Here is a 17,848-nt window from a genome sequence, read left to right as displayed (position 1 = left end):
GAGGAGTGGGCAGGCCGAGGCCGGTGCCCGCGCGGCGGTCAGGCCTTGGCGCGGACGATGTCGATGTTGCCGTGCCGGGTGCGGGCGTGGATCGTGACGGTCTCCTCGGTCTGAGCCGGGGCGTCGGACGAGGTGAGCCTGTTGCGCACCTGCCCGGAGTCCGAGTGGGCGTCGAGCCAGGCCGCGGTGCCCTCCCGGATGCCGACCTCGATGGCACCGTAGGAGGTCTTCAACTGGACTTCGCCGCGGACCACTTCGCCCACCCGCAGAGTGCCGTTCGCGGTGGTGGCGGTGACCGAGTCCCCGGCGCGCCGTACGTCGATGTCGCCATTGGCGCCACTGACGCGCAGCTCCCCCGTGACGGCCTCGACGGTGGTGGTGCCGTGCGAGTTCTTCAGGACGGCGGGTCCGTCGAGGAGCCCGGCGCGCACGCTGCCGGAGCTGCTGGTGATCTCGGCCGCGCCCTCGACCCGGCCCACGGTGACCGAGCCGTGCGAGGAGGTCAGCCGGAGCGGCCCGGTCGCGTCGAGGCGGACGTCACCCACCGACGTCTTCACCCGCACCTCGCCGAGCCTGCCCTCGCCGAGCACCTGGACCCAGGAGCCGGTCACCTCGATGTCCGAGCCCTCAGGCAGCTCGACCGTCACCCCGACGACGCCGCTGGGACCGATGAACCGGCGCTCCTTCGTCCTGACGGAGAGCACACCGTTCGCGTAGGTCACCTCCGTCTGCTCGGCGGCCCGCACGTCCTTGTCCCGCTTGGGATCGCCGGGCTGCACCGAGACGACCGTGTCGGTGCGGTCGCCCGCGGTGAACTGGACGGAACCGGCGCCCACGTGGGCGGTCACCGCGATCGGTCCGGGAGTGTCGAAAGAAGGCATGGCTGTACCGTCCTCATGAGTCCTGGAAGCATCCGCGCAGGTGGAGCGCGGTGCGGGGTGAAGTGGTGCGCGTGAGGTCGTGCGGGTGGAAAGGCCGTGCGAGCCGGAAGTCCGTGCCGGGGACGGTGCGGGCGGTGCCGCTAGCGCACCCAGCCCGAGAAGCTCTGTCCCGTGGTTTCCGTCGTTCTGGTGGTACCGGTCGCCGCGGTGGTGCGGGTCCTGTCCGCCGTACGCGGCCGTCCGCCGTCGACCGCGGCCGACACGGCCCGGACCAGCCAGGCGTTGACCGACAGGCCCTCGCGGCTCGCGGCCTCCTCGGCGCGCGCCTTGAGGTGGGCCGGCAGACGCAGGTTGACGCGGGCGGTGCCGCCCTCGTCGCCCTCGGCGGGCGCGGGGGCCGCGACCGGTCCGGCCGGCGGGGCGACGGCCTCGACGGGGGCGCCTGCGGCGGGCGGCAGCGTCACCACGAAGTCGGGGTCGAGCCCGCGCAGCCGTACGTCGACCGAGCCGGGGGCGAGTTCACGGGTGATCTCGTCCGTCGCGGCGGAGAGCACGTTGAGCATGGTCAGCCGGGTCGCCGACTCCAGGGGAGTGGTGAGCCGCTCGGCCAGCTCGCGGGCGTCTTCCCCGCCGGCTTCGGCGGCCACCATGAGTTCGCGGCGAAGGGTGTCGACATACGGGGTGAGGTCCATGACGCCATCATGGCACCACTATGGCGCCATGCGCAAGCACGCAGGACGCGGCTCGGCGCCAGCCAGGCGGCGATCCGGGATCGTTTCAGGACGAACCAGGAGGAATCCAACCCGGAGCGGAGTCTCCTTGAGGAGATCACGCAGGTTCTTTGGCGCCACTTCGACGTCAAGTGGGGCCAAGTGACACCAGATGACACCGAGTAAGGCACCACATGGCACCAGGTGGCGCCATGCTCGGCGTCACGAAGGGCTCTCCCCGAACCGCGGGCACCCCGGTCACGGCTTCGTCCGTGACCGGGGTGCCCCCGTGGTGGCTCGTCCGGTCAGCCGGCTCGGAGGAAAGCGGCCGGTGGGGGGCCACCCGCCCACGGAGGGTGGGCTCCCGGCGAAGGGTGGGTGCCCGGCGAAGGGTGGGCCCACGGCGGAGGCTGTGCCCACGGCGGACGGTGCGCCGGTCAGGCCGGAGGTCAGGTGGACCGCTGGAACTCGGCGAGCGTCGGCGAGGGCTGCGGCCGCTCCGCGGTCAGGCGGGAGAGAAACAGCACGCCCGGTATGTCAATCAAGGGTGCGGACGCCTGCCGGAGTCCGCTCCTCCGACCCGTTCCCCGAGCGCCGCTCGGTCTCGCGGACGACCTCCTCGACGCGTTCGGGGGTGACGATCAGGCGGCTCAGCACGGCCGGGACGGAGATGCTGGGCAGCAGGTGCTCGAAGAGCGCCACCACCCGCTCCACCAGGTCGGCCCGGTCGCTCAGGGTGTGGGAGTAGACCTGCACGCCGGTCCAGGCGGCGGAGATGACCCAGGCGCTGGCCGCCGGGTCGACGTGCGGCAGCAGCTCGCCCTGTGCCTTCGCCTCCTGCAGCACCTTCTCCGTGGTCCCGATCCACAGGGTGACCGCCTGGCCGCCGAAGAGCGTGCGCATCTCCTGGCCCAGCGAGAGCCGGGCGGCGGCGCTGACCACCGGGTCGCGCCGCATCCGGTACGCCGTGAGCAGCCCGGTGTCCACCAGTTCCTGGAGCTTGCACACCCTGGGCGCCAGGGAGACCTCCGCGAACTGGGCGCTCAGCACGCCCTCGGCCAGCGCCTGCTTCGAGGGGAAGTGGAAGTACAGCGCCCCTTTGGTGACGCCGGCACGGGTCAGGATCTCGCCGATCGTGGCGGCCTCGTAGCCGCGTTCGTCGAAAACGGACGCGGCGGCCTTCAAGATCGCGTGCCTGGTGCGGATCGCACGCTCCTGCTGTGCCACGACTCCTCCTACGCGCTTGCTGCCTGGCGGAGAACGTCCTCACTGCCCGTTCCCCCCTGGAAACAAAACCAGGTAGTCCGTATTTTCACAAGCAGTGCCGAGAGGCCGCGGACTCCGCGCGGCCGGGAGCGGCAAGGATGTCCAGGACCGACAGGGGGCCCGCGCATGTCGCAGCATCTTCTCATCACCGGGGCGAACGGCTTCATAGGACGGCACGTGGTGCGCGCCGCGCTGGCCCGCCCGGAGACGAGGGTCCGGCTGGTCCGCCACCGCGGGGACCTGGCGGCGGCCGGCGAGGACCGGGTGCGGGTGGTCCGCGCCGATCTGGGGGACGCGGCCTCGGTCGACGGGCTGTGCCGGGGCGTGGACACGGTGGTGCACTGCGCCTCGCGCATCGGCGGTGAGGAGGCGGAGCTGCGCGCGGTCAACGAGGCGGGCACGGCGGCCCTGGTCGCCGACGCGCGACGGCACGGCGTGCGCCGCATCGTGTACGTGAGCACCGCCGCCGTCTACGGCCGCGGACCCTTCCGCGGCGCCGAAGCGCACGAACTGCCCGTCCGGCCCCGGTCCGCCACCAGCGCCACCCGCGCCGCCGCTGAGCGGATCGTCCTCGCGGCCGGGGGCACCGTCCTGCGTCCGCACCTCGTCTACGGCACCGGGGACCGGTGGGTGATCCCCGGCCTGGCCCTGCTGGTCCGGCACCTGGGGGCACCGGTCGCGGGCGCCGGCGTGCACTCGGCCGTCGAGGTGTCGGCCCTGGCCGGGGCCGTGGTGGGCGCCGCGCTCGCGGGCCCGGACCTCGACCTGGCGGGCGCCCACCACGTCAACCACCCGGTTCCGGTGTCCGGCGCCGTTCTCATGGAGGCGGTGTGCGGCGTCCTCGGGACGGACGGCGCCGCCCCGCTGGACCCGGAGCGGGCCCGTGCCCGGCTGCGGGAGCACCCGCAGGCGCTGCACCACCTCGACATGCTGACCTCGGACCACTGGTTCGCCGATTCGTCCCTGTGGCGGCTGCTGGGCCAGGACCCCGGCCCGGAACCCGCCGAGGGCCTGGCCCGTCATCTGCCCTGGTACCGGGGGCAGTTGGGCTCAGCCGCGCACGCCGGCCGCTGAGACCCCCGCGCGCTGCCGGCCGAGGAGCAGCGGCACCTCGCGGTGGCCGTTGGAGATGAAGGAACCCAGCGGACGCAGTTCCCCGGCCGGTACCGCGAGGGCCGCCTCCGGGAACCGGTCGAACAGGCCGCGCAGCGCGATCTCCGCCTCCATGCGGGCGAGTTGGGCGCCCACGCAGAAATGCGCGCCGTGCCCGAAGGCGAGGTGCTCGCGGCGGGTGGCGCGGGTGACGTCGAAGCGGTCCGCGTCGTCGCCGTGCACGGCGCGGTCGCGCCCGGCAGCGGCGAAGGAGATGACGAGGGGCTCGCCCTTGCCGATCACGGTGTCGCCCACGGCCACGTCCTCCACGGCGTAGCGCAGGATGCCGTTGGCCCCCGGTGCCTCCACCCGCAGCGCCTCCTCGACCGCGTCCGCCCAGGTGGCCCGGCCGGCCCGGACGCGGGCGAGCTGTTCGGGGTTGGCCAGCAGCAGGCACAGGGCGTTGTCGAGCAGGTTCACCGTGGTCTCGTAGCCGGCGGTGAACAGCAGGATCAGATTGTCGACCAGTTCCTTCTCGCTGAGCCGGGAGCCGTCTCTCTCGTCCCGGGCGGCGATGAGGCTGCTGGTCAGGTCCTCGCCGGGGGTGTCCCGTTTGATCGCGACGAGGTCGCCCATCGTCCGGTACAGGTCCACCTGGTTGCGCCGTGCCGCCTCCAGGGAGGCGGTCGTGTCGAAGAAGCCGCTGATGATCCGGTGCAGTGAGGCGCGGAACTCCTCGGGGATGCCGAACAGTTCGCTCAGCACGCGGGTGGGCAGCAGGTGGGCGAAGCGGCCGCGGAAGTCGACCGGCCGGCCGTCGTCGGCGCGGGCGAGTTCGTCCAGGAGCGTCTGGGTGATCTCCTCGACGCGGGGCCGCAGCCGGGCCACCCGGCGCGTGGTGAAGGCCGAGGCCACCAGGGCGCGCAGGCGCTTGTGGTCGTCCCCGTAGGCGGTGACCATGTTCTGCACCGAGACCCAGATGGCCAGCGGCCAGGTCTCGCCGATCTCGCCGTTGATCCACGCGGGCCAGTGCCGGTAGGCGTCCTTGGAGATGCGCGGGTCGATCAGCAGTTTCCTGATCGCCTCCTGCCCGGTCACCCACCAGGCCTCGACCCCGCCGGGCAGGACGACCCGGGTGAGGGGTCCTTGCGCGCTGAGCCGGGCCGCCTCCCCGTGGATGTCCCGGCCCGACGGGTCGATCGCGTACGGACACTGCTGCTGACGGGTCATCGATTGTCTCCAGAGAGCCAGATCCGCAGGACATCAGGGGCGACGGCGGCCCGACCGTAGCACTGCGCCAGGGCCCTCCACCGATGCTTCGGCGGAACCATAACAAACCAGATGACCGGTTTTGCAAGAGTGCGGCACCCAGCAGAACAACAAGGGGCCGCCGCGTTCAGTCACCCTGGAGGAAGCGCCCCCGCCTCGCGCAACCCCCGGAGGCGAGGCCCCTGTCCCCCCTGGCGCGGGCCGGGAAGCTGCACCCTTGAGCCACCCCGAAGGAGGCTTTCCTCCAGGCGCCGCGCGTACACTTGACCAATCCTTTACATAGAGGCCCCCACCAAAAAACCGGTGGGTCCGTATCTTATGAGGCGTCGTCGAACAAAGCTTCCAGGCGGGGGGCCTGCGATGGGTTTGCACAGCACGCACGACGAAGTCGGACTGTCGACGCTGCCGCATCTGACCACCACGGTCCCGAAGGAGTACGTCCACCGCGCCTGTGTGGCCGAGGTGTTCCTCACCGGCTGCACCAGCCAGGAGAGCCAGCGGTTCTCCCTCACCGGGCAGTGGCCCAGGGCGCACACCCTCTTCAACCGCTCGGACGGCCGCGGCCATGATCCGCTGCAGGTGGCAGAGACGTTTCGGCAGGCAGGCATGTTCCTCGCCCACGCCGAACTCGGTGTTCCGCTCACCCACCAGTTCGTGATGTGGAACCTCAGCTACACCACCTATCAGCAGCACCTGGGGATCGCGCTCAGCCCGACCGACTTCGAACTCGACGCCAGGTGCGCGGAGATCACCTGGCGCCGGGGGATGGCGGCCTCGCTGCGACTGGAGATGGCCATCGTCCGCGACGGCGTCCTCGCCGCCCATGGGGCGGGCACCTTCTCCACCGTCCCGCCGGCCGTGTACCAGCGGCTGCGGACGAACCGCACACCCGCACCGGACGACGCGTTCGACCTCACCACGTCCCGCGTGCCGCTCGACCCGGCGGCGGTGGGCCGCACCTCACCGGCCGACGTGGTGCTCACCGCCACCGACTCGCCCGCCCGCTGGCTCCTCACCCCGGACCTCACCCACCCCATCCTCTTCGACCACGCCGGCGACCACCTGCCCGGCATGGTCCTCCTGGAGGGCGGCCGCCAGGCGGCCTGCGCCGCGCTCGCCCCCCGGGGTCTGGTCCCGGCGAGCGCCACCACCGAATTCGTCCGCTACGCCGAACTGGACCGGCCGTGCTGGATGGACGTGGTCCGGGTGACGCCCGAGTCCGGCGGCATGACGACCGTCGAGGTCGCCGCCCACCAGGACGGAGAGCCGGTCTTCACCTCGACGATCACGGGCCCCGCCTGCTGACCGCACCCGGGCCGCCGGGACCGCAGGAACCCCGCACTCGCCCGTGCTTCCGCCACCCGCGCCGCTCCGGGCCTCCCGCCGCCGGGTGGTGATGTGCCGCCCCGCGCGGTGGTGTGCCGCCGCCGGGTGATGATGTGCCGCTCCGCCCGGCCGCGGGGAACGGTGGCCCGCCTCCCTCAGCAGGGCCGGGGCACGCGACCGCACGGGAGTGCGCCGCCCACCGGAGCCCGCCCGCGGTGGACCATACTGATCCCGAACGCCCCGCCGGCACCGTGCGCCCGGACCGGGGCCGGGCACAGGCAAGGAGGCGGACATGCCCGAACGCACCCAGGAGTTCGGCAAGTACGGCGCCCGCGGCATCAAGGGGTACGAGGCCGTCGCCCGCCGGCTCGACGCGCTCGCCGGTTTCATCGTCACGCCGGTGACCGTCCGGCGCGGTCTGCTGGCCCGGCTGCACTACCTCACCCGCACCCCGCACGCCCGTGCCGCGGCCCGGGCGGCGGGCCTCACGGTCACCGACCGCACCCTGAAGGCCTGGCTGGAGGGCCGGCGCAACCCGTCGAAGAAGAACCTCGAGCGCGTCGAGACCGCCTACCGGACCGTGCGCCGGCACAACGTCGCCCGCCATCTGCTGGGCCGACTCAACCGGGAGGGACGCGGGACGCGGGTGGAGATCCACCCGCTCAACCAGTCCCAGGTGCCCCGGCCACGGCAACGCGTCGTCGAGTTCCGCGCCCTCAACATCCGCCGCTGGGACCGTATCGTCGAGGCCTGGGCGGCCGACGACGCGCAGGCGCTCGACGACGCCTGGGTCGACCAGATCGTCGACCTGGGCTCGCAGTGGGGCCAGTACGAGTACGTCACCAACGTCGGCTTCGCCGCCTGACCACAACGCCGGGCGGCCCCGCGGATGCGCGGGCCGCCTCATGCGCCATACGCCATGCGCCACACGCATGGTTCATGGGCCCTGGGTGTTAGATTCGGCGGTATGCGGATGACTCTGGCGGACCGGGTCCGGACAGCGGTGGCGGCGCTCCTGCATGCCACCGGCGAGTCGCAGACGGACCTCGCAGCGGCGCTCGGCGTGAGTCAGGCGCAGGTGAGCCGGCGTCAGTCCGGGAGCGCCGCGTGGAGCCTCGACGACTGCGACGCGGTCGCCGGGCACTTCGGCATCGACGTACTCGACCTGCTGGCCGGACCGACGAGGGCCTCGGAGGCGCTGCCGGACGCCCGCCGCCGGGGCGCCGGACGCCGTGCGGGGACGGCCGCGGCCGGGCAGGCGCCCGCGCCCGCCCGTCCCGTCGCCCTTCCCGCCGCCCAGGAGGAGGCCGCGCGATGACGGACTTCGACGCGATCGACGCCCTGCTGGCCGCCGCCCGCCAGGAGGTGCCGCTGCCGGACGTGACGGAGCGGCGCGTGCTGCGGGAGGGGCTGAACCTGTCGCGCGCCCAGGTGGCGCAGGCCCTGGGGGTCAGCCCGTCCACGGTGGGCGGCTGGGAGTCGGGGCGCGACCCCAGCGGTGAGGTCCGGGAGAAGTACGCGTACTTCCTCTCCGGGGCGCGCGCCCGGCTGGCGGAGCGGACCGGACCGGCGGAGCCGACCGGAGCCGGTGAGCGGGAGGCTGAGCGGGAGCGGGAGCAGGACCCGGCTGCTGAGGGGGCCGCGGAGTCGGCCGCCGGGTCTCGCACCGGGGGCGAGGTCGCGGGGGGCGTGGGCACCGACGACTCGGGCCCCGTGAACGAGGGCTCCCTGGACGAGGGCTCCGCGGACGAGGGCTCCGCGGACGAGGTGGAGGCACTGGCGGAGCCGCGGGCCTGTGTGCTGTGCGGCGGGCCGGCCCGGCAGCAGGTGGCGGGCTTCCCGCAGCATCTGGACCCCGCCGAGTGCTCCGCACCGGTGACACCCGCCCCCTCCCCCGCGCAGACCTCCGGCCCCTCCGGCCCCGGCGCCGCGCACGGGACGGGCGGAACCGCTCCCCGCACCGCCGCTCCCCGCACCGCGGGTCCCGGCGCCCGCGCCCCCCGGCCGCCTGCCCGCACCGCCGGTCCGGCCTCCCGTTCCGGTGACCGTGACCGGGGCGGCGACCGGACGGGGGACCGTGGCGGTGTGCGGATCGTCGCGGCCGGGCGGCGGGCGCAGGCGGCCTCCGCCGCGGAGGCCGATCCGATCGCCCAGGCCGTGTCCGAAGCCCTGACGCAGCACTCCGGTGATGTCGAGGCGGCCACGGCCGCGCTGGTCAGGCGGGCGATCCCGGACGCGATGGCGCTGCTCGACCACACCCGCAAGGGCGGGCGCTACGACGTCGTGGCCCATCCGTGGCTGCCCGATGTGCTGCACAAGCAGAGCGCGCGCGGGGCCGACCAGATCTGGGAGGCGCGCCCCAAGTGGACGCGGCCCGAACTGCCGCCGGGTACGCACGAGGTGACCGCTCTCGACGTCAACGGCGCCTATCTCAGCGCGCTCAAGACGCACCTCCCCCTCGGCCAGCTGGAGCACTCGACCGGTGACCACCACGACCGCCGCCGGGCGGGCGTGCATCTGATCACCCCGCCGGAGTGGGAGCACGACGCGGTGCTGCCGAACCCGATCGGCAGCCGCGAGGAACCGGGCCCGCTGTGGGTGACGGAGCCGACGCTGCGGCTGCTGCTGCGGCTGTCCGGGCCGAAGTACGGTCTGTGCGACCCGCCGGAGATCCACGAGTCCTGGACGTCGGGCGCGACGGAGAACCTGCTGGAGAAGTTCCGGGTGGCGCTCAAGGACGCCCGGGACCGGGCCCTCGCCGAGGACGACGAGGTGACACTGACGTACGTGAAGGCGATGTACTCGAAGTTCGTCTCCACGCTCGGCGAGTCGAACTACAACCGCGAGATCTACCGCACCGACTGGATGCACCTCATCCGCAGCCAGGCCTTCGTGAACCTGTGGTGGAAGGCGCACCGGTGCTACGACGAGGGCCTGCTGGTGGTCCGCGCGATGGGCACCGACGAACTGCACGTGACCGGCGACTGGCGCGGGGTCTTCCCGGAGGGCCGCGGTCTGACCGAGGTCAAGGTCAAGGACACCTACACGGTGGAGGCCGAGGACGGCACCCCCGCCGGCGTCCCTTCACCCGAAGGCGGCTGAGCAGCTGAACGACCGGCCGCCTCGAGGAAGTCGCACCGTCCTTCGCCTGAAGGGCAGTTGGCCGAGCGCCCGCCCGACGGCGGCCGGACCGGGCCGGCAGCCGGACGGGGCCGGCGGTGGGTCCGCCGGCCCCGGCGGCCCGCTCAGTACCAGTGGTTGGTCTGCCAGAACGACCAGGCCCCGCACGGGCTGCCGTAGCTGGAGTTCATGTAGTTCAGGCCCCACTTGATCTGCGTGGCCGGGTTGGTCCGCCAGTCGGCGCCCGCGGAGGCGTACTTGCCGGCCGGGAGCGCCTGGAAGAGGCCGTACGCCCCGGAGGACGCGTTGACGGCGTTCATGTTCCAGCCGGACTCGTGGCTCACGATGTTGCTGAAGCACTGGAACTGGCCGCTCGGCACCATCTGCCGGGCGATGGCCTGGATCTGGGCGGTGGAGTAGGAGCCCTGGACGGGGAAGTCGGAGGCGTCGGCGGTCGTGCTCTGGCTCGACGCCTGCTTCAGTTCCTCGCGCTCCTTGGCCTGTTCCTTGGCCTTCTTCTCGGCGGCTTCCTTCTCCGCGGCCTCTTTCTCCGCGGCCGCCTTCTTCGCGATCGCGGTCTCGGCCGCCGCCTTGCGGGCCGCCTGCTCGGCGTCCTTCTTCGCGGTGGCGTCGGCGGCGATGGCCTGGGCGTCCGCCTGCTGCGTGAGCGACGCGGTCTGCACGGGGGCCTGCCGGCCCACCGGGATGTCCGTGAGGAGCGTGGCGTCGGCCGCCGTGGCCTCGGCGTCGTTGTTCTGCGCGCTGCTGACCGAGGCAACGCCCACGACGCTTCCGACAGCGGTGACCGCGGTGGCTGAGGCCACTGCGAGTCCCCGGACCGAGATCCGGCTCACACGATTTCCTTTCGGCAGGCCCCCGTTCGGCACGGGGGCGGGTCTCTCCGACCCTGACTCTGCCGTACCCGGCACCACAAGGCAATCCCCGGCCTCTGCGATCACGGGCGCACCGGCGGCCTCACAGATCACACCTGCGGGGATGAACTTCCGACGACGTCGCACACGTGTGCTTGCCGTAAGGGCTTCTCCCCGCCGGTGACCGGCGCCGCGCCCACGCGACGGCCGGGGCGGCGCGACCCGGGAACGAGCCGCACAGCCAGTGGATTTGCGAGATCAGCGTGAACGTGGACGTGAACATGGACTTGGACGTGGCCTCCCTGCGGCAGGCCGTCACCGGGCCGGTGCTGCTGCCCGGCGAGGAGGGCTACGCGGCCGAGTGCGCCACGTACAACCTCAACAGCGGCCTGGCGCCGGCGCTGGTGGTCGGGGCCACCGCCGAGGCCGACGTGTGCGCGGCCGTCCGGTTCGCCGCCCGGCACGGGCTGCCCGTCGCGGTGAAGAACACGGCCCACCAGGTGACCGCGCCCGCGCACGGCGGACTGCTCATCACCACCGGGCGGATGAAGTACCTGTCCGTGGACGCGCAGGCGCGGACCGTGCGGGCGGAGGCGGGTCTGCGCTGGCGCGACGTGCTGCCGCGCACGGCCGAGTTCGGGCTCGCGCCGCTCGCGGGCTCCGCGCCCGACGTCGGTGTGGTCGGCTACACCCTGGGCGGCGGCCAGAGCCCGCTGCTCGGACGGACCCTGGGTTACGCGGCCGACCACGTGCGCAGCCTGCGCGTCGTCACGGCGGACGGCGAGGCGCACCACGTCGGCGCGGACAGCGAGCCCGACCTGTTCTGGGCGCTGCGCGGCGGCAAGGGCAACTTCGGTGTGGTGACCGAGATCGAGTTCGACGTGTTCCCGGTGACGCGGTTCTACGGCGGCGGCCTCTACTTCCCGGGTGAGTGCCTGGCCGAGCTGCTGGAGGCGTGGCGCGCCTGGCTGCCGACCGTGCCGGAGGAGATGACCTCCTCCGTCGGCATCCAGCGGCTGCCCGACCTGCCGGTCCTGCCCGAGCCGCTGCGCGGTGCCTTCGTGGTGCACCTGCGGGTCGGTTACCTGGGTTCGGCGGCCGACGGCGAGCGGCTGCTGGCGCCGCTGCGGGCCGTGGCCCCGCCGCTGCTCGACCTGGTCGGGGAGAAGCCGTACACCTCGCTCGGGGAGATCCACCTGGATCCGGTGGACCCGATGCCGTACTACGACCGGAGCGTGTGCCTGGGCGAGTTCACCGGAAAGACGGTGGACGCGCTGGTGCGGCTGGCCGGTCCCGACTCCGGCTGCACGCTGGCCAACGTGGAGATCCGGGCGCTGGGCGGCGCCTTCGACCGCGAACCGGCCGTTCCCAACGCGGTGTCGACGCGGGGGGTGCCGTTCGTCGTGTTCGGGTTCGCGGTGGGCGGGGCCGATCAGGCGGACGCGCTCAGGGGCGGGCTGGCCGAGGTGGTGGACGGGCTGGCGCCGTGGGCGCTGGAGCGCAACATGGTGAACTTCCTGTCACCGGACGAGGCGACCGGCCCGGAGGAGGTGCGGGCGGTGTACGGGCCGGAGCGCTACGACCGGCTGGCCGGCGTGAAGCGGCGCTACGACCCTTCCAACGTCTTCCGTTTCAACCACAACGTGGCTCCGGGCAGGGCCTGAGCCTGCCGGCGGGCGCTACTTCTTGGCCTGGAGCGGGCCCGCGAAGGACTTGCGCAGGGTGGCCGGGGCGGCGAGCGGGAGCAGCGCGGCGAGCATCTTGCCCTTGACCGAGGCGGGCCGGCGGGTCAGTTCGACGTCGACACGGGTGCCGTCGGTCTCGGGGGTCGCGGTGAAGACCCAGCCGCCGCCGGCGCCGAAGAGCTTCGAGTCGAGCGTGGTGATGTCGACCCTGCCCTTCTCGGCGTCCCACTGGTAGCGCGCCCGCTCCCAGGCCGCGGCGGTGCCCTCGGTCACCTCGGCCCAGGTGTCGCCGAGTTCGTGGACGGTGAAGTGCTCGGCGTCGATGGTCGGCCAGTTCTCGGCGCGCGAGGGACCGAAGTCGGTCAGCACCCTCACCACGTCGGCGGGGCTGAGCGAGGAGATGAGGTGGAAGCGGATGACGGCCATGGTGTGTCCCTCACATCGAAATGTAGTAACCGGTTGGGCTGGTGACGACTCTTCCATGAAGAGCGTCACCAGTCAAGCCGGTTACTTGCGAGGGGCAGGGTGCGAATCCGCGCCGGGGCCTGGCCCGTCAGATCGCCGCATCGGCACCTCGGCACATCGGCACATCGGCAGGCCGCCAGGCCGTCAGGTCGTCAGCAGGACACCCCCGTAAGAGACACCCGCGATCACGATCCAGGAGCAGAGGCCGAGCGCCGCGACCCGGCCGCCGTCGCGGACCAGGGACGGCAGGTGGACCGCGCTGCCGAGACCCACGAGGGCGGCGGCGAGCAGCAGTTCCTGGGCGTGGTGGGCGAGGCCGAGGGCGGTGTGCGGGACGAGTCCGGTGGAGCGCAGCGCCACCATGGCCAGGAAGCCGACGACGAAGAGCGGTACGACCGGCGTCCGCGCTCCGGCGCGTGCCTCCTGCGCGACCGCCGTGCCCGTGCCAGCGGTGCCACCGGTGCCGTCGGTGCCGTCGCACCCGGCCGCCGTCCGTGCGGCGGCCTTGCGCCGGGCCCGCCGCAGGGACAGTCCGACCGAGGCGACCAGCGGTGCGAGCATCGCCACCCGCATCAGCTTGACGAGGACCGCCTCGCGCAGCGCGGTCGGCCCGGCGGTCTGCGCGGTCGCCACGACCTGGCCGACGTCGTGCACACCGGCCCCCACCCAGCGGCCGAACTGGGTGGCGTCCAGGCCCAGCGGGTCGTGCAGCAGTGGCAGGACGACGATGGCGAGGGTGCCGCAGAGCGTCACCATCGCCACCGCCGTGGCCACGTCCTCCTCCTCGCTGCCCGAGACGTCGCTCATGGCCCCGACCGCGGAGGCGCCGCAGATCGAGTAGCCGGTGGCGATCAGCAGCGGCTGGTCCCCGGGCAGGCCGAGACGCCGCCCGAGCCAGACCGTGCCGGCGAAGGTCGCGGCGACGGTGCACACCACCATGACGACCGTCTGCCAGCCCAGGCCGAGGACGTCGTCGAGGCCGACGCTCAGGCCCAGCAGGACCACACCGGCGCGCATCAGCCGCTTGCCCGCGAAGGTGAGTCCGGGCCGCGCCGCGCCCCGCACGACGGTGCGCACGCGGGGCAGGTGCGCGGCGACGACACCGGCCACGACGGCGGCGGTGAGCATCGGCACAGCGGGCAGCAGCCGGTGCACCGTCCAGGCCAGCGCGACGCCCGCGGCGGCCGCCGCCAGACCGGGCAGCTCGGTCCGCGTCCCGGCCCCCGCCGCCGGCCGGGACGGCCCGGTGCCCGCCGGCGCGGGCTCCGGCGGCCTCGTCACCGGAGCGGTCCGCCCGCTCATCGTTCGTCGGCCGGCGGCTCGTAGACGCGGCGGACGCTGCTGCCCAGGCGGTCGATGTCGGCGCCGTAGACGTGCAGGGAGACCGCCTTGCCCGCACCGCCGTTCCAGACCCGGTGGATGTCGCCCGGCGGCGCGAACCCGCAGACGTCGCCCTGCTCGTTGACGACCTCCTCGGTGGCGACGAGCCGCGCCGCGGCGCCCTCGCCGGTCAGCCGGTAGCGGCGTTCGTGCTCGCGTCCCTCGTGCACTCCCGTGACGCACCAGGAGACGTGGTCGTGGACGGAGGTGCGCTGTCCCGGCAGCCACACCAGGGCCACGACCGAGAAGCCGCCGTCCTCCTCCACGTGCAGGACGTGCTGGCGGTAGTGGTCGGCGCTGCCCTCGCGCTGGGCGTCGGTCAGCAGGTCACCGGCGCCGAGGTGCGGCGCCAGCCGCCGCGCGACCAGGTGTGCGGTGCGGTCACCGGGCAGGTTCTGCCGTACGGCCTCGCGCACTTCCTGGACGAGACGGTCGAGGCGGGGGGTGGTCGCCCTGCGCGTCCGGAGGTCGGTAGTGGTCATGGCGCCAGCGTCGGACCGCGGGAACCGCACGTCCAACGACGGTTTCTTCGGTCGTTCCCAAGCTGTGCTTATGCGGAGCCTGTCCCGGTCGCGGGCGTGGGTCCGGCCCCGCGCGCCCGGCCGGGCCGGACCCGCGTACGCGACCGGGACAGGCCCCGCATACGCGGCCGGAGCGGCCGGGTCAGCAGCCGACCCTCCGCTGTGCGACCGCCTTGATCGTGTCGACGACCAGGGCGGTCGCCGGGACCCGCAGGTGCTCGCGCAGCACGTACGCCGAGATACGGCGGCGTACGGCGGGCTCCAGGGCGCGGCCCGCGACCCGGTCGAGCCGCAGGAAGGACAGCACGAGGCCGGGCATCATCGCCACCCCCAGCCCCTCGGCGACCAGCGACTGCACGACGAGGCCGTCGTCCGTGGTGTACGCGATGTCGGGCGCGAAGCCCAGTTCGGCGCACTCGTGCAGGAAGTTGGTGCGGCAGCGCGGGCACCCGGCGATCCAGCGTTCCTCGGCGAGGTCGGCGAGCCGGACCGCGCGCCGCCGGGCCAGCGGGTGGCCGACCGGCATCAGCACCGTCAACTGGTCCTCCAGCAGCGGTATCTCCACCACCTCGTCCGGCACCGACTCGCGCAGCCCCGGGTAGGTGAAGGCCAGGGTGATGTCGCACGCGCCGCGCGCCAGCCGCTCCAGCGAGTCGGGCGGCTCGTCCTCCAGCAACTGCACCCGTATTCCCGGGTGGTCGGCGGTGAGCCGGGCCAGCGCCTCGGGGACGACGGTGGCGTTGGCGCTGGGGAAGGCGCAGACCCGTACGCGGCCGCTGCGCAGCCGGGTGATCGCCGTGACCTGCTCCTCCGCCACGGACAGGCTGGTGAGGATGGCCTCCGCGTGCCGGGCCAGGGTCTCACCGGCCTCGGTCAGCCGCATCCGCCGGCCGACGCGGACGAACAGCGGTGAGCCGACCGTCCGTTCCAGCGCCTTCATCTGCTGGGTCACCGCCGGCTGGGTGTACCCGAGGGCCGCGGCGGCCCCGGAGTAGGTCCCCGCACCCACCACCGCGTGGAAGGTCCTTATGTGCCGTGAATCGAACACGTGTCAAAGCATAAGCGGAACTTGGGTTCCCGTCCCCGAAGGTGTGCGCGGACCCGCACCTTCCCCGGTCTCCGAGCGGTTTTCGGTTGCGGGGACAGGGCAACCATCGGCGGTGCACGGCTGTCGTACACTCCGACGATCATCGGCTTCACTGAATCTTTTCAGGAAGCCGACACCACAACCTGATCAGTGGGGGGCTTTTGTCTATCTCGCGCCCATTCGGTAGAGCGCGCCGGTCCCGGCTGCTCGCCTGCACCGCCCTGGCGGCGGCCGCGGGCATGTTCCTGAGCACGCCGGCCCTCGCCGCCGACAAGCCGTCGCAGGACGTCACCATCCCGACGCCCAAGGCCGCCGTGCCCAAGGGGGAGCGCCCGCAGGCCACCCCGCACGCGGCGCCGCACCTGCGCGCGGGCGTCAAGGCCGCCGGGGCGACCTTCGACATCGACGGCGACAACGTCGGCGACAACATCATGCGGCTCGACGACGGGACCACCCTCGTCTGGCTGAGCACCACGGGCAAGTTCGAGCAGTACACCATCAACAGCGACAACCCCGACGAGAGGCCGAAGGACATCCTCACGCCGGGGAACCTCGACGGCACGGGCGGCCCCGAGGTCCTGACGCTGTCCACGACCGGCACCCTGTCGCTGTTCCACAGCGAGGGCGTCTCCGGCACCGGCTACAGCGCCTGGAACGGCCAGGGCTGGCAGATCTACAACAAGGTCGTCGCGCCCGGCGACGTGACCGGCGACGGCAAGCCCGACCTCCTCGCCCGCACCTACTCCGGCGACCTGTACCTGTACCAGGGGACGGGCAGCGACAGCTCCCCGTTCCGCGCGCGGGTCCTGGTCGGCGGCGGCTGGTCGATGTTCGACCAGCTGGTCGGCATGGGCGACATGAACAAGGACGGCATCGGCGACGTCGTCGCCCGTACGCCTTCCGGCGACCTGTACTTCTACGCCGGCCAGGGCAACGCCACCGCGCCGCTCGCCGCCCGGAAGAAGATCGGCAGCGGCTGGAACTCGTACAACCAGCTCATCGCCGCCGACGACTGGAGCGGCGACGGCCTGGGCGACCTGCTCGGCCGCACCGCCTCCGGCGAGCTGTACTACTACGTGGCCGACGGTTCGGGGAACTTCCGCACCCGGCAGACGAACGGAAACGGCTTCGAGCCCGTCGAACTGTTCGCCGGCAGCGGGGCGAACCCGTACTGGGGCAAGTCCTCGCTGATCGGCATGGACAACGGCGGCACGCTGTACTGGTACGGCGTGATGCACAACGGCCAGTTCGGCGCGCGCACCAAGATCAGCGACACCGGCGGCTGGGCGGGCGCCCGCATCGCGTACGCCTCCTCGCTCGACCCGGACGGGTACGCGGACCTGCTGGAGCAGTACGACGGGGTCCTGTACAACCACGGTTACGGGGCCGACGACTCCCTGGCCACCGGCTGGAGCAAGTACAACCTGTTCCTCGGCGCCGGTGACCTGAACGACGACGGCAAGGGCGACGTCCTCGGCCGGGACACCTCCGGCAACCTGTACCTGTTCCGCGGGAACGGCACCGGTGCGTCCCTCGCCTCGCCGCTCAAGATCGGCGGCGGCTGGAACGGCTTCGACAAGATCGTCGGCGCGGGCGACCTCACCGGCGACGGCCGTGCCGACATCGTCGCGCGGACGCCCTCCGGCACGCTGTACCTCTACCGCGGTACGGGCAACAGCGCCTCGCCGTTCGCCTCCAAGGTGAAGATCGGCACCGGCTGGCAGCAGTACAACAAGCTGGCCTCGCCGGGCGACATCGACGGGGACAACCGCGCCGACCTGGTCGCGGTCAACTCCAAGGGCGAGCTGTACCGTTACTCCTCCACCGGTCAGGGTCAGTTCAAGACCCGGGCGAAGCTCGGCACCGGCTGGAACACGTACAAGAACCTGTACTGACGCACGGCGCGCACGCACAGGAAGGGGCTCTCCCCGGCGGTTTCGCCCGGGGGAGCCCCCTTGTGTGTCCGCGTCCGGCCGGACATCCCTCGCAGGAACCCCGGGAAGCGGAGGGGGACCGAGGAACGGAAGGGGACTGAGGAATCGAAGGAGACCCAGGAATCGAAGGGGATCGCGGGACCTAGATGAATGAGTCCGATGTCTTCAGTGGTCGTAGGCGATCAGTGATCGTTTGACTGCGGTGCCGGTGGTCCAGTTGTGCCAGATGCATGCGGCGAG

The 17,848-nt window shown here is 72.7% G+C and carries 16 protein-coding genes; 7 read left to right on the top strand and 9 right to left on the bottom strand.

The genetic code is table 11. From position 1 onward, the window contains the following. Window positions 1-38: 38 nt before the first annotated feature. The 3 genes from IG64_RS35305 to IG64_RS35290 all read right to left on the bottom strand — a co-directional run bounded on the left by IG64_RS35305 (window position 39) and on the right by IG64_RS35290 (window position 2,818). A complete protein-coding gene (locus IG64_RS35305; protein ID WP_037864127.1) occupies window positions 39-881 on the bottom strand; it encodes a DUF4097 family beta strand repeat-containing protein in 843 nt (280 codons plus the stop codon). A gap of 140 nt (window positions 882-1,021) precedes the next feature. Beyond that, the gene (locus IG64_RS35300) at window positions 1,022-1,573 is read right to left on the bottom strand and encodes a toxin-antitoxin system HicB family antitoxin (RefSeq protein ID WP_037864124.1); all 552 of its coding nucleotides are present in this window, start codon (window positions 1,571-1,573) and stop codon (window positions 1,022-1,024) included. Between the two features lie 555 nt (window positions 1,574-2,128). Then, window positions 2,129-2,818, bottom strand: a complete 690-nt coding sequence (locus IG64_RS35290) for a ScbR family autoregulator-binding transcription factor (RefSeq protein ID WP_037864119.1) — start codon at window positions 2,816-2,818, stop codon at window positions 2,129-2,131. A gap of 165 nt (window positions 2,819-2,983) precedes the next feature. On the opposite strand from IG64_RS35290, the gene IG64_RS42970 reads away from it, so the two are divergent. After that, on the top strand, window positions 2,984-3,931 hold the full coding sequence (locus IG64_RS42970; RefSeq protein ID WP_037864115.1) for an NAD-dependent epimerase/dehydratase family protein: 948 nt from the start codon (window positions 2,984-2,986) through the stop codon (window positions 3,929-3,931). Here the strand turns inward: IG64_RS42970 and IG64_RS35280 are convergent. Then, window positions 3,908-5,179 (bottom strand): cytochrome P450 family protein, encoded by a 1,272-nt coding sequence (locus IG64_RS35280; protein WP_037864113.1) that lies wholly within the window; start codon window positions 5,177-5,179, stop codon window positions 3,908-3,910. The two genes, IG64_RS42970 and IG64_RS35280, sit on opposite strands and share 24 nt — an antisense overlap. 399 nt (window positions 5,180-5,578) lie before the next feature. Here IG64_RS35280 and IG64_RS35275 point away from each other — a divergent pair, with 399 nt between their 5' ends. The 4 genes from IG64_RS35275 (at window position 5,579) to IG64_RS35260 (ending at window position 9,646) form a co-directional block, all read left to right on the top strand. Continuing rightward, entirely contained in the window at window positions 5,579-6,523 is a 945-nt protein-coding gene (locus tag IG64_RS35275) for a ScbA/BarX family gamma-butyrolactone biosynthesis protein (RefSeq protein ID WP_051813709.1), read from the top strand. A gap of 313 nt (window positions 6,524-6,836) precedes the next feature. After that, window positions 6,837-7,409 carry a hypothetical protein gene (locus IG64_RS35270; RefSeq protein ID WP_037864111.1) on the top strand — a complete coding sequence of 191 codons (573 nt, stop codon included), beginning with the start codon at window positions 6,837-6,839 and terminating at the stop codon, window positions 7,407-7,409. Between the two features lie 102 nt (window positions 7,410-7,511). Further along, a complete protein-coding gene (locus IG64_RS35265) occupies window positions 7,512-7,862 on the top strand; it encodes a helix-turn-helix transcriptional regulator (protein ID WP_234438708.1) in 351 nt (116 codons plus the stop codon). Beyond that, on the top strand, window positions 7,859-9,646 hold the full coding sequence (locus IG64_RS35260) for a helix-turn-helix domain-containing protein (protein ID WP_037864107.1): 1,788 nt from the start codon (window positions 7,859-7,861) through the stop codon (window positions 9,644-9,646). Before IG64_RS35265 ends, IG64_RS35260 begins: the two co-directional genes overlap by 4 nt. Window positions 9,647-9,789: 143 nt before the next feature. Here the strand turns inward: IG64_RS35260 and IG64_RS35255 are convergent, their stop codons facing one another. Beyond that, on the bottom strand, window positions 9,790-10,518 hold the full coding sequence (locus IG64_RS35255) for a transglycosylase SLT domain-containing protein (RefSeq protein WP_037864106.1): 729 nt from the start codon (window positions 10,516-10,518) through the stop codon (window positions 9,790-9,792). Between the two features lie 299 nt (window positions 10,519-10,817). Between IG64_RS35255 and IG64_RS35250 the strand changes: the two genes are divergently transcribed. Then, entirely contained in the window at window positions 10,818-12,200 is a 1,383-nt protein-coding gene (locus IG64_RS35250) for an FAD-binding oxidoreductase (protein WP_037864180.1), read from the top strand. A 15-nt stretch (window positions 12,201-12,215) separates the two neighbouring features. On the opposite strand, the gene IG64_RS35245 is transcribed toward IG64_RS35250, so the two are convergent. The 4 genes from IG64_RS35245 to IG64_RS35230 form a co-directional block, all read right to left on the bottom strand. Then, window positions 12,216-12,647, bottom strand: a complete 432-nt coding sequence (locus tag IG64_RS35245) for a hypothetical protein (protein WP_037864105.1) — start codon at window positions 12,645-12,647, stop codon at window positions 12,216-12,218. Window positions 12,648-12,830: 183 nt separating this feature from the next. Continuing rightward, on the bottom strand, window positions 12,831-13,988 hold the full coding sequence (locus IG64_RS35240; RefSeq protein WP_037864104.1) for a YeiH family protein: 1,158 nt from the start codon (window positions 13,986-13,988) through the stop codon (window positions 12,831-12,833). After that, on the bottom strand, window positions 13,985-14,548 hold the full coding sequence (locus IG64_RS35235) for a cysteine dioxygenase family protein (protein ID WP_037864179.1): 564 nt from the start codon (window positions 14,546-14,548) through the stop codon (window positions 13,985-13,987). Before IG64_RS35235 ends, IG64_RS35240 begins: the two co-directional genes overlap by 4 nt. Window positions 14,549-14,729: 181 nt before the next feature. Then, window positions 14,730-15,635 (bottom strand): LysR family transcriptional regulator, encoded by a 906-nt coding sequence (locus tag IG64_RS35230; protein ID WP_037864102.1) that lies wholly within the window; start codon window positions 15,633-15,635, stop codon window positions 14,730-14,732. Window positions 15,636-15,913: 278 nt separating this feature from the next. On the opposite strand from IG64_RS35230, the gene IG64_RS35225 reads away from it, so the two are divergent. Then, window positions 15,914-17,569, top strand: a complete 1,656-nt coding sequence (locus tag IG64_RS35225; protein WP_107474452.1) for an FG-GAP repeat domain-containing protein — start codon at window positions 15,914-15,916, stop codon at window positions 17,567-17,569. Window positions 17,570-17,848 lie beyond the last annotated feature (279 nt).

This window comes from Streptomyces sp. NRRL S-340, assembly GCF_000720185.1.
Lineage (GTDB): Bacteria > Actinomycetota > Actinomycetes > Streptomycetales > Streptomycetaceae > Streptomyces.
Note: the sequence above shows the minus strand (reverse complement) of the source record. Positions and strands in the feature narration are given on the sequence as shown.